The following is an 11810-nucleotide window of genomic DNA, read 5'->3' as shown; positions in this document are numbered from 1 at the left end:
ATGACACGGCGAACCGACTGGGCCGAGTACGCCTCCCCTGCCGCCCCCTCGGCGCCGGGGCAGGGGTACGGCGGGGGCGACGCCGGCCCGGACGGAGAGGGTGACGGTGACGGTGACGGAGCGTACGGCGGTGCCGGGGGGTACGGCGGCCGTTCGTACGGCCCCGCCGACGGCGGCTTCGGCGGCGGGGACGGCTGCTTCGCCGACGGTCCGGGCGACGGTGATCCGGACGGCGGCGCGCCCCCCTTCGGGGCGCGGCGAAGTGACGGCACGCCGGGTGAGGGTTCCCGGCGTGGCGGTGGACGTGGTGCGGGCGGACCGCGTGGGGGACGGGGGCGTCGGAGACGCGGCGGTTTCGGCGAGCCGTCCGACGACCCGCGGGACGGAGGCACCCCCTCCTCGTCGAGGGCCGAGAAGGGGGAGCCCCCGAGGGACCCGGCTGAGCAGGCGCGCGCGATCTGCCTGCGTCTGCTCACCGGGACCCCGCGTACGCGCAAGCAGCTCGCGGACGCGTTGCGCAAGCGAGAGATCCCGGACGAGGTCGCGGACGAGGTCCTGTCCCGGTTCGAAGAGGTCGGGCTGATCAACGACAGCGCCTTCGCCGACGCCTGGGTCGAGTCCCGGCATCACGGCCGTGGGCTCGCCAGACGGGCGCTCGCCCAGGAGCTGCGGACCAAGGGCGTGGAGCCGACGCTGATCGACGAGGCCGTCGGACAGCTCGACTCCGAGCAGGAGGAGGCGACCGCGCGGGAGCTGGTCGCCCGCAAGCTGCGTTCCACCCGCGGGCTCGACCGCGACAAGCGGCTGCGGCGCCTCGCGGGCATGCTCGCCCGCAAGGGTTACTCCCAGGGCATGGCGCTGCGCGTGGTCCGGCAGGCGTTGGAGGAAGAGGGGGAGGACACGGAGGGGCTGGGGGAGGAGGGGTTCTGAGTGAGGCGGTGAGGTTCCGGGCCCGCCCAGCCCAGATGTGCCGACCTTTCGGCGGTCGGCCTCACGGGCTCTGAACGGCAGCTGGTTCTACGGGATTCGAGTGTGGGCCGGTCACGGGATTTGAACGTCGGCCGGGCTCATGGGATTTGAGTGTCGGCCGTCGCCGGATCTGAACGGCGGCCGGGCTCATGGGACTTGCACGTCGGACGGTCTGGCGGGCTCTGAACACGGTGGACGCGCGGGGGCGCCGATCGCGTTCGGAGCCTCTCGGGCGCGGGAGGCGGGGCACAGGGCGCGGGAGCCCGGCAGTCGGCGGTACCGGGAGGTAGGTGAGAGGCGGCACCTGCGAAGGTGCCGCCGCCCGTCTCGACGGACTTCTCCAGCCTCGACACGTAGGGGGCGCCTCTCGCCTGAGGGCGCACCCGCCGCCCGCGGGCGGCCCGAGAGGGGCCGGCTGCCCAACCGAGCGCGCCCGACCCCCGGCGGGGCGGCGGGTCAGGCCTCCGTGTCGGCGGGTGCGACGACCGGAAGGCCGGCCGCCTTCCACGCCTGGAAGCCGCCCACCAGATCGGTCGCCCGGTGCAGCCCCAACTGACGCAGGGAGGCGGCGGCGAGACTCGACGCGTATCCCTCGTTGCAGAACACCACGACCTTCAGGTCATGGCTGGTGGCTTCCGGGGCGCGGTGGCTGCCGTTGGGGTCGAGCCGCCACTCCAGTTCGTTCCGCTCGACGACCAGGGCGCCGGGGACCAGACCGTCGCGGTCGCGCAGGGCCGCGTAGCGGGTGTCGACCAGGAGCACCTCACCGGCCCGGGCGGCCTCGTACGCCTCCTTGGCCTCGATCCGGTCGAGGCCGGCGCGGACCTGCTCCAGCAGTTCGTCGATGCCGACGGGGGGCGGGGTGCTCACTGCCAGTCCTCCGGACGCTCGACGTGCTCCAGGCGCAGCACCTGGCCGGTACGGCTGTAGCGGCGGATCTGCGGCAGCGGCGGGTAGTAGGCGTGGACCGAGATCGCGTGCTCCTCGGTCGACTCGTTGAGGACCTCGTGCACGTGGTGGCGGCCGAAGGCGCGGCCGGTGCCGGCGGACAGGGTGCGGTGGCGGTCGATGTCCTCGTTGAGTTCGAGGGTCTTCCAGCCGTCGGCGGGCAGGCGGGCGGCGAGCGAGTTCTCCTTGAGTTCGCCCGACGCGGTGAGGAAGGCGCCGACCGACTCGGCGTGGTCGTGCCAGCCGGTACCGGTACCGGGGGGCCAGCCGATCAGCCAGGCCTCGCTGCCGCCGGGTCCTTCGAGCCGCACCCAGGTGCGGCCCTGGGGGTCGAGGGGGAGCGAGGCGATCAGCTCGGCGTCGGCTGCCGTACGGCGGACGAAGGCGAGCAGGTCGGCCTGGGTGGGGGCGCCGGAGGGCGCGGGGACAGCGGGGGAGACGCGGGCAGAAGGTGACACAGACACTCGGACCGTCCTGAGGTTCGCGAGAGGAGCGCGCGAGAGCACGGCTGCGGCGCGCGGAAGATGGGGATGCGAAGTCAGAAGGACGGGCGACACACGCAGCCCGCATAGCGGAGGAGGTCCATATGGACCCTCCGCCACAGGCGCACACAGGTGTCGGTCACGCTCCGGAGTAGACCATGGTGGTGCGGGCCGGTCAACTCACTGTCACTATGTGGACCGCTGAGGCCCACGGTGATGCGTAGTCCTTGCTCGCGCGGTCACAGAGCGTTCGGCTCCGGCCGGGGGAAGGCTTCGGTGAGGGGCTTGTCCCCGGCCGGGATTCCGCTCCGACGGAGGGCCGGTCCCGGCCGGGGAGCGGTACCGGCAAGGTCCCGTCTCCGGAGGGTGCTCCGCGTCCTGACGGCCGGGTGCCGTCCCACAGCGGGGCTGGGTGCCGTCCCAGCAGGAGACCGGCGGCCCCCGCCCGGAGTCGTTTCCTGGCAGGTGATCACCCCCTCCGCCGGACTCACTTGCGGCCGGCCGTCGCCTCCGCCTCCGTCGTCCCCTCTGCCGTGGCTTCCGTCGCCTCCGTCGGGGCCGGTCCGCCGAGTGCCGCCTCGGCCGCCTCGTAGAGATCGGCAGGGCGGACGCCGCTGAGCGCGGTGACCAGATGGCCGTCGGGCCGGACGAGGAGCACGGTGTGGGCGGCGGCGCCCGGATAGCTCTCGGCGACGAGCAGTTCGGCCGGGTGCGGCAGCGCGGTCACGGCGGCGGCGAGCCGGGGCATGATGCCGGCCGTCACCCAGTGCTTGCGCTCCCACACACCGGTGCCCGGCGCGATCAGCACGACGAGCAGGACCCCGCGCCCGAGCCGTTCACGCAGCGGGACGAAGGAGCCGTCCTCGGCGGTGACCCGCACGTCGGTGACCGGCGCGCCGGGCTCGGTGCCGACGACGGCCTGGGAGTCGGCGGGCGGGGGAGCGAGCGGGGAGTCGGCGTAGATCCCCGGCGCGCCCAGCGGCCCGCGTCCGAGGTGACCGTCCGTGAGGATCGCGTCGTGTCCCCGGGCGGAGCCGGGGACGTAGGCGCGCAGTCCGCCACCGCCCCGCAGGACGGGGAGTGCCTGGTCGGCGGCGCGCAGCCGGGCGGCGACCACGGCGCGCCGCTCGGCCTGGTAACTGTCGAGCAGGGCGTCGTGCGGGCCGTGATGCCAGGCGAGCGCCAGTTTCCAGGCGAGGTTGTCGGCGTCCCGCAGTCCTTCGTCCAGCCCCTGCGTTCCGAGGGCGCCGAGCAGGTGGGCCGCGTCCCCGGCGAGGAAGACCCGCCCCACGCGCCACCGCCGGGCGAGCCGGTGGTGCACGGTGTGGACGCCGGTGTCGAGCAGCTCGTACGCGGGAGTGGAGCCGCCGCTCCAGCCGCCGAGGGTCTCCCTGACGCGCGCCACCAGCAGGTCGGGCGTGACCAGGTCCTTGCTCTGCGGCAGCAGCCAGTCCAGACGCCACACGTCCTCGGCGAGGGGGCGCGCGGTCACTTCCCCGGCGGAGGGTCCCGACGTCCGCCACGGCGGCAGGCGGTGCAGCAACGCTTCTCCGGGCCAGGGGAGTTCGGCGCGAAGGGCGGCCACCGCGTGCCGTTCGACGGCGGTACGGCCGGGGAAGCGGATGTCCTGGAGCTTGCGGACCGTGGAGCGCGGGCCGTCGCAGCCGACCAGGTAACTGCCGCGCCACCACGTGCCGTTGGGGCCCCGGGTGTGCGCGGTGACGCCCGAGGCCTCCTGCTCGACGGAGTCGAGTCGGCTGTTGACGGCCACCTTGACGAGCCGCTCGTGGACGATCGCCTCGCGCAGCACGGCGGTCAGTTCGTGCTGGGCGATGTGCAGCGGGGCGCTGAACTCCCCGGCCGTCTCCGGGGCTTCCGTACTCCTGGGCGTACCCGCCGCCCCGCCGGTGACGGCCCCCCGAGGGCCGCCACCACGGGAGACCTCGGCGCCCCGGGACCCGAAGCCGCCCGCGTCTCCGGCTCCGGCTCCGGCTCCGCCGAAGACGACCTCGCGCATCACCTGCTTGCGCCGCATCGACCGCCATCCGGCCCAACGGAACCCCACGGTGTCGAGCGGGCGCCCCGTGAGCCTGCCGACGAGCGCGGCCGTGTCCTCGCGCAGCACCACACTCCGCGCGAGCCGCTGCTCGTCCTTGCCCGGCCCCTCGTCGAGCACCACGGAGGGGACCTCCTGGCGGGCCAGCGCAAGGGCGAGCGTGAGCCCGACGGGCCCTGCTCCGACGATGATCACCGGGTCCACGACGCGGTGCCCCCTGCCCGGAGCGGTGTCCTGAGAGACGTACGGGAACAGGCAGGTGGAGCGGGGTGCACGATCACAGAACGTATGCAACCTATTGCCGGTGCTTGCGTCAAGTGACGGGGGCAGTGGCGATCATGCCACTGCCCCCACCCGCCACTGCCCCATCGTCCAAGCGGATTGACTGCTTGTCAGAAGTTGGCGCCTGTTCCCGCCGTACCAGCGATCGACGCGTCGTCCGGCGCGAGCACCGCGCCCGTCGACTTCTTGGCGCGCCGCAGCCGGCCTTCCAGCCAGGAGGCGAAGCTGGTGATCGCGAAGTTCACGATGATGAAGATGACGGCGACCACGATGAAGCTCTGGATGACGTTGGCGTAGTTGGCCGCGAGGGTGCTGCGCGCCGTGAGCAGCTCCTGGTAGCCGATCATCACGCCGCCCAGCGCGGTGTCCTTCACGATGACCACGAGCTGGCCGACGATCGCCGGCAGCATCACCGTGACCGCCTGCGGCAGCAGGATGCTGCCCATCGTCTGGCCCTTGCGCAGCCCGATGGCGTACGCGGCCTCCGTCTGTCCCCTGGGCAGGGCGAGGATGCCGGCCCGGACGACCTCGGCGAGGACCGAGGCGTTGTAGAGGACCAGGCCGGTGACGACTGCGTAGAACGGGCGGTCCTCGCTGGCGATGCCGGCCGAGCGGGAGTACAGCTCGTTCGCGAACAGCATCAGCAGCAGGACCGGGATCGAGCGGAAGAACTCGACCACGGCACCGGCCGGAACGCGCACCCAGCGGTGGTCGGAGAGCCGGGCGATGCCGAAGACGGCGCCCAGCGGAAGGGCGATCACCATGCTCAGCGCGGCGGCCTTCAGGGTGCCCAGAAGCCCCGGCCACAGATAGGTTCTCCAGGCGTCCGCCGTGGTGAACGGCTCCCACAGGTCCCACTTGAGCTGGTTCTTGTCGTCCATCGCCGTCCAGATCCACCACAGGATCAGGGCGAGCAGGACGAAGAACACGACAGAGAGGAGCACATTGCGGCGCTTGGCCCGGGGACCGGGGGCGTCGTAGAGGACGGAAGTCATCGCTTCACCGCCAGTCGCTTGCCCAGCCAGCCGAGGATGAGGCCGGTGGGGAGGGTCAGGACCACGAACCCGAAGGCGAAGACGGCGGCGATGAGGACCGTCTGCGCCTTGGCCTCGATGATCGTCTTCATCAGGGTGGCGGCCTCGGCCACGCCGATGGCGGCGGCCACGGTGGTGTTCTTGGTCAGCGCGATCAGCACGTTCGCCAGCGGGACGATGACGGAACGGAAGGCCTGCGGCAGCACGACGAGCCGCAGGGTCTGGCCGAAGCTGAGCCCGATCGCCCGCGCCGCCTCCGCCTGCCCGACGGGCACGGTGTTGATCCCGGAGCGCAGCGCCTCGCAGACGAAGGCCGCCGTGTAGGCGACGAGACTGAGCACCGCGAGCCGGAAGCCCTGGAGCTTGAAGTCGTCCGCGGCGCCCAGCGTCACGCCGAAGATGTCGGCGAGACCGAGCGAGCTGAAGACGATGATGACGGTCAGCGGGATGTTCCGGACGATGTTCACGTAGGCGGTGCCGAACCCGCGCATCAGCGGGACCGGGCTGACCCGCATCGCGGCCAGCAGGGTGCCCAGGACCAGGGAGCCGATGCCGGAGTAGACGGTGAGTTTCACCGTCATCCAGAACGCCCCCAGGACGTCATAACCTTGAAGAAAGTCGAACACGATCTCCCGCGCTTCCGGGTGGTGGCGTACGTGGCGGACGCGGGGCGCCGCCGCCGTGATCGCGGCGGGCGGCGGCGCACCGGCGGAACCTCGCGTGAGCCGCGGGTTCCTGCGTCACCTGAGGGGCCCTGCGTTGCCCGAGGTCCCCGCTGTGCCTGGAGACCTCGGACGGTCGGACTGCTGTCGGACTACTTGACGATCGCGCCGATCTTCGGGGCCTGCTCGTTCTTGTAGTTCGCCGGGCCGAAGTTCTTCTTGACCGCCGCGTCCCAGGAGCCGTCGCTGACCATCTTGGTGAGAGCGGCGTTGATCTTCTTCTCCAGGGCGGAGTCGCCCTTCTTGATGCCGACGCCGTAGTTCTCGTTGCTGAGCTTGAGGCCGACGAGCTTGAACTGGCCCTTGTACTTGTCCTGCGCGGCGAAGCCCGCGAGGATCGAGTCGTCCGTGGTCACCGCGTCGACGGCACCGCTCTGCAGACCGGCGATGCACTCCGAGTAGCCGCTGTACTGGCGCAGGTTGGCCTTCGGGGCGATCGTCTTCTGGACGTTCTGCGCCGAGGTCGAGCCGGTCACCGAACACAGCTTCTTGCCGTTGAGGTCGGTGCCCTTGGCGATCTTCGAGTCGGCCTTGACGAGCAGGTCCTGGTGGGCGAGCAGGTAGGGGCCGGCGAAGTCGACCTTCTGCTTGCGCTCGTCGGTGATCGAGTAGGTGGCCGCGATGAACTTCACGTCGCCACGGGCGAGCGCGTTCTCACGGTCGGCGCTCTTCGTCTCGACGAAGTCGATCTGGCTGGGCTTGTAGCCGAGTTCCTTGGCCACATAGGTGGCGACGTCCACGTCGAAGCCGGAGAAGGAGCCGTCCGGCTGCTTCAGGCCGAGACCGGGCTGGTCGTACTTGATGCCGACCTTGATCTTGCCGCCGCCCGAGGAACCGCTGTCGTCCTTGTTGTCCGAACCGCACGCGGTGGCGGTGGCGGTGAGAGCGAGCACGGCGGCCGAGGCGGCTACGACCTTGGAGAGCTTCATGGTGAACATCCTTTGCGTGAGGAAAAGAAGTACGGGCTGTCGAAGACTGGGGTCGTGCGACGGTTTCAGTGGTGCAGGATCTTCGACAGGAAGTCCTTGGCGCGGTCGCTGCGCGGGTTGCTGAAGAACTGGTCCGGCACCGCCTCCTCGACGATGCGGCCGTCGGCCATGAACACCACGCGGTTGGCGGCCGAACGGGCGAAGCCCATCTCGTGGGTGACGACGATCATGGTCATGCCGTCGCGGGCGAGCTGCTGCATGACCTCCAGGACCTCGTTGATCATCTCGGGGTCGAGTGCCGAGGTCGGCTCGTCGAAGAGCATGACCTTGGGGTCCATCGCCAGCGCCCGCGCGATCGCGACACGCTGCTGCTGGCCGCCGGACAACTGCGCCGGGTACTTGTCCGCCTGTGTGCCGACACCGACGCGGTCGAGCAGGGTGCGGGCCTTCTCCTCCGCCGCCTTCTTGTCGGTCTTGCGGACCTTGACCTGGCCCAGCATCACGTTCTCCAGCACGGTCTTGTGCGCGAAGAGATTGAAGGACTGGAAGACCATGCCGACGTCGGCCCGGAGCCGGGCCAGCCCCTTGCCCTCCTGGGGCAGCGGCTTGCCGTCGATCGAGATGTCACCCGAATCGATGGTCTCCAGGCGGTTGATCGTCCGGCAGAGCGTGGACTTCCCGGACCCGGACGGTCCGATGACCACGACGACCTCACCCCGTGTGATCGTCAGGTCGATGTCCTGGAGTACGTGCAACGCGCCGAAGTGCTTGTTGACGCTCTTCAGGACGACCAGCTCGTCGGTCCCGGCCAGGTCGTCCTGGGCCACCGATACTTCGGTCATCGCTTTTGGGCTCCGTCCTCCTCGGTTTCGCAGGACAGTAGTGACCCGGCACGACCAGCGTCATTACATCTGAGGGGAACTTGAGCATCACGATCCGGTAGCAATCGGACACGTGTCGTAGCGACCCGTGCGCGGGCGCGTACCGGCTGGGTAACGGAAGTAGCAGGCAACCCGAAGACTCTTGACGCCGTCCTGCTCCATCGGAGTGACTTCCTTCTTGGCGCACGCGCGCGTGCGCCGCGTTCTACGCGCCGAGACCGTACGGCCGGTGAACGAGACCGTACGACCGGTGCGCATGGCACCGTACGACCGATGAACCGGAGGGGGCCGGAATGAGACTGCTGCTCGTCGAGGACGACAACCACGTCGCCGCGGCCCTGTCCGCCGTGCTCGCCCGGCACGGCTTCGACGTCACCCACGCCCGCAGCGGCGAGGAGGCCCTCCAGGCGCTCGTCCCGGAGAGCGACGGATTCGGGGTCGTCCTGCTCGACCTCGGACTGCCCGACCAGGACGGCTACGAGGTCTGCGGCAAGATCCGCAAGCGCACCGCCACCCCGGTGATCATGGTGACCGCGCGCGCGGACGTCCGCTCCCGCATCCACGGCCTCAACCTCGGCGCCGACGACTACGTGGTGAAGCCGTACGACACCGGGGAACTGCTCGCCCGTATCCACGCCGTCGCCCGGCGCACCAGCCACGACGACACCGCCGCCCCCGGCGAGGACGCGCTGCTGCTCGGCCCCGTCCGCATCGAACTCCCCAACCGGCAGGTCACCGTCGACGGCGCGACCGTCCAGCTCACCCGCAAGGAGTTCGACCTGCTCGCGCTGCTCGCCCAGCGGCCCGGCGTGGTGTTCCGCCGCGAGCAGATCATCAGCGAGGTGTGGCGCACGAGCTGGGAGGGGACCGGACGCACCCTCGAGGTGCACGTCGCCTCGCTGCGCTCCAAACTGCGCATGCCGGCGCTGATCGAGACCGTGCGCGGCGTCGGATACCGGCTCGTCGCCCCGGCCGGATAGCGGGCCCGGGTGCGCACACGTCTCCTGCCGCTGCTCATCGTCCTGATGGCGGCCGTCCTGCTCGCCCTCGGCGTACCGCTCGCCGTCAGCGTCGCCGCGGCCCAGCAGCAGCGTGTCGTCGTCGACCGCATCGACGACACCGCGCGCTTCTCCGCGCTCGCCCAGTACGTCACCGAACCGCCGAGCGGCACTCAGGGCGGCTTCCCCGACGAACGCGGCGAGACGCTGCGCAACGAGCTGGCCCGCTACTACGACGTGTACGGCATCCGCGCCGGTGTCTTCTACCGCGACGACAAGCCGATGGCCAACGCCCCGGACGACTGGCGGCTGCCCCGGACCGGCGTGGCCCGCGACGCCTTCAACGAGGCCCTCGTCAGCCGCCGCAGCCACGACCCGTCCCAGGTCTGGCCCTGGCAGCGGCACCGGCTCGTCGTCGCCTCCCCCGTCATAAAAGACGGCGACGTCATCGCCGTCGTCGTCACCGACTCGCCCACCGGACAGATGCGGTCCGCGACCCTGCACGGCTGGCTGATCATCGGAGCGGGCGAGATCGCCGCGATGCTCCTCGCCGTCGGCGCCGCGCTGCGGCTGACCGGCTGGGTGCTCCGGCCCGTGCGGGTCCTCGACGCCACCACCCACGACATCGCGACCGGACGCCTGAAGTCCCGGGTCGCCGCGGCCGGCGGGCCACCGGAACTCCAGCGCCTGGCCCGGTCGTTCAACGAGATGGCCGACAACGTCGAGGACGTGCTGGAGCAGCAGCGCGCCTTCGTCGCCGACGCCTCGCACCAGTTGCGCAACCCGCTCTCCGCGCTGCTGCTGCGCATCGAGCTGCTCGCTCTCGAACTGCCCGAGGGCAACGAGGAGATCGCCTCCGTCCGCACCGAGGGCAAGCGCCTCGCCCAGGTCCTGGACGACCTGCTCGACCTGGCCCTCGCCGAGCACGCCGAGGCCGACGTGTGCCTCACCGACATCGGCGCGCTGACCGCCGAGCGGGTCGCGTCCTGGCATCCGGTCGCCGAGAGCCGGGGCGTACGGCTGGTGGGGGACTGCCCGGCCACCACCGCCTGGGCCGACCCGGTCACCCTGTCCAGCGCCCTGGACGCGGTGATCGACAACGCGCTCAAGTTCACGCCCGAGGGCGAGAGCGTCGAGGTCACGGTCGCGTCCAACGGCCGGACGTCGACCGTCGTGGTCACCGACGGCGGCCCCGGTCTCACGGACGAGGACCTGACCCGGATCGGCGACCGCTTCTGGCGCAGCGCCGTCCACCAGAACGTGAAGGGCTCCGGCCTCGGCCTCTCCATCTCGCGGGCCCTCCTGGAGGCGGGCGGCGGCTCCATCGCGTACGACCATCACGAACCGCACGGCCTGCGGGTGACCGTGCGGGTGCCCAGGTCGGAGCCCGGCGCGGTGACCTGAGCCCCGTGCGGCAGCCGCCTCGGCGGCAGGCCTGGGCTACGGCTTGATCGAGCGGTAGTAGCGCCGCGCGCCCTCGTGCAGGGGCAGCGGGTCCGTGTAGATCGCGGTGCGCAGGTCCACGAGCTGGGCCGCGTGCACCACGGCGCCGATGCGGTCGCGGCTGGCGATCACCGTGCGGGTGAGTTCCTCGGTCAGCCTCGCGTTCGCGTCGTCCCGGGTGATGAGGAAGTTCGCCACGGCCAGCGTCTGCACGGCCGCCCCGCGCTGCGCCTTCGGGTAGGCGTCGGCGGGCATCACCGCGGCCCGGTAGTAACGCGAGGCGCCGCCCTGCTCGTGCAGCTTCTTGATGAGGTCGCCGCCGATCGGCACCAGCTTGATGTCGTCGGTCTCGGAGAGCCCGAGCACGGCGTTCGTCGGCAGGCCGCCCGACCAGAAGAACGCGTCGATCTGGTGATCCTTGAGCAGCTCCGGCATGGTCGCGATGCCGTTGTCGAACGGCACGATGTCGCTGTCGGGGTCGAGCCCCGCCGCCTGGAGCACATGGTCCGCGATCAGCCGCACCCCGGAACCGCTCGGCCCGACGGCGACCTTGCGGCCCTTCAGGTCCGCCACCGAACGGATGGACGACGAGCGCGGCACCACCAGGTGGACGTAGTCGTCGTACAGCCGCGAGCAGCCGCGCAGCCGGCCCGAGCCCGGCTTGTTCTGCAGGATGTACGTCTCCACGGCGTCGGCCGCCGCGATGCTGAAGTCGGCCTCGCCGGTGGCCACCCGCCGCACGTTCTCCTGCGAGCCGTCGCTGTTCAGCAGCCTGACGTCGACCCCGGGCATGTCCTTGGCCATGGCTCCCTGGAGGAGCGTGCCGTACCGCTGGTACACCCCGGTCGGGGTGCCCGCGCTGAAGGTGATCGTCCCCGAAGGTGACTTCGCGCCGATGGGCAGCAGCCACCACAGCAGCAGCCCGACGACCGCGAGGACGGCCGCTGAGCCGAACAGCGCGGGGCGCTTGCCGATGCGGGGGAGTGCCTGGAGCATGCGCGCGATCCTGCCAGCCTGAGGGCCGTCCTGACCAGGCCGGGAGGTGAAGGAGGGGGTTCCGGGCGAG

12 protein-coding genes are annotated in these 11810 nt (G+C 71.2%); 3 read left to right on the top strand and 9 right to left on the bottom strand.

The window, feature by feature from the left end:
- Window positions 1–930 carry a recombination regulator RecX gene (gene recX / locus AB0912_RS04870; RefSeq protein WP_366696507.1) on the top strand — a complete coding sequence of 310 codons (930 nt, stop codon included), beginning with the start codon at window positions 1–3 and terminating at the stop codon, window positions 928–930.
- A gap of 495 nt (window positions 931–1425) precedes the next feature.
- Here recX and AB0912_RS04865 read toward each other — a convergent pair whose 3' ends face one another.
- The 8 genes from AB0912_RS04865 to AB0912_RS04830 form a co-directional block, all read right to left on the bottom strand.
- A complete protein-coding gene (locus AB0912_RS04865) occupies window positions 1426–1839 on the bottom strand; it encodes a rhodanese-like domain-containing protein (protein ID WP_366696506.1) in 414 nt (137 codons plus the stop codon).
- Entirely contained in the window at window positions 1836–2381 is a 546-nt protein-coding gene (locus AB0912_RS04860; protein ID WP_366696505.1) for a cysteine dioxygenase, read from the bottom strand. The genes AB0912_RS04865 and AB0912_RS04860 overlap by 4 nt, the downstream gene beginning before the upstream one ends.
- 74 nt (window positions 2382–2455) lie before the next feature.
- Window positions 2456–2527, bottom strand: a complete 72-nt coding sequence (locus AB0912_RS04855; protein ID WP_324618291.1) for a putative leader peptide — start codon at window positions 2525–2527, stop codon at window positions 2456–2458.
- A gap of 359 nt (window positions 2528–2886) precedes the next feature.
- Window positions 2887–4659, bottom strand: a complete 1773-nt coding sequence (locus tag AB0912_RS04850; protein ID WP_366696504.1) for an FAD-dependent monooxygenase — start codon at window positions 4657–4659, stop codon at window positions 2887–2889.
- Window positions 4660–4847: 188 nt separating this feature from the next.
- Window positions 4848–5732: an amino acid ABC transporter permease gene (locus AB0912_RS04845; protein WP_366696503.1), complete on the bottom strand. Its 885-nt coding sequence runs from the start codon at window positions 5730–5732 to the stop codon at window positions 4848–4850.
- Complete coding sequence (locus tag AB0912_RS04840; protein WP_366696502.1) at window positions 5729–6397, bottom strand: amino acid ABC transporter permease; 669 nt, start codon at window positions 6395–6397, stop codon at window positions 5729–5731. Before AB0912_RS04840 ends, AB0912_RS04845 begins: the two co-directional genes overlap by 4 nt.
- Window positions 6398–6585: 188 nt before the next feature.
- On the bottom strand, window positions 6586–7422 hold the full coding sequence (locus tag AB0912_RS04835) for a glutamate ABC transporter substrate-binding protein (protein ID WP_366696501.1): 837 nt from the start codon (window positions 7420–7422) through the stop codon (window positions 6586–6588).
- A gap of 65 nt (window positions 7423–7487) precedes the next feature.
- On the bottom strand, window positions 7488–8264 hold the full coding sequence (locus tag AB0912_RS04830) for an amino acid ABC transporter ATP-binding protein (protein ID WP_366696500.1): 777 nt from the start codon (window positions 8262–8264) through the stop codon (window positions 7488–7490).
- Between the two features lie 332 nt (window positions 8265–8596).
- Between AB0912_RS04830 and AB0912_RS04825 the strand changes: the two genes are divergently transcribed.
- Window positions 8597–9283: a response regulator transcription factor gene (locus AB0912_RS04825; protein WP_366696499.1), complete on the top strand. Its 687-nt coding sequence runs from the start codon at window positions 8597–8599 to the stop codon at window positions 9281–9283.
- 9 nt (window positions 9284–9292) lie between these two features.
- The gene (locus tag AB0912_RS04820; protein WP_366696498.1) at window positions 9293–10705 is read left to right on the top strand and encodes a HAMP domain-containing sensor histidine kinase; all 1413 of its coding nucleotides are present in this window, start codon (window positions 9293–9295) and stop codon (window positions 10703–10705) included.
- Between the two features lie 36 nt (window positions 10706–10741).
- Here AB0912_RS04820 and AB0912_RS04815 read toward each other — a convergent pair whose 3' ends face one another.
- Window positions 10742–11740 carry a TAXI family TRAP transporter solute-binding subunit gene (locus tag AB0912_RS04815; protein ID WP_366696497.1) on the bottom strand — a complete coding sequence of 333 codons (999 nt, stop codon included), beginning with the start codon at window positions 11738–11740 and terminating at the stop codon, window positions 10742–10744.
- Window positions 11741–11810: the final 70 nt, after the last annotated feature.

Origin of the sequence: Streptomyces sp. NPDC007084 (assembly GCF_040703595.1) — a bacterium.
Lineage (GTDB): Bacteria > Actinomycetota > Actinomycetes > Streptomycetales > Streptomycetaceae > Streptomyces.
The sequence above is the reverse complement of the archived record's forward strand: the minus strand, read 5'-3'. Positions and strand labels throughout refer to the sequence as shown.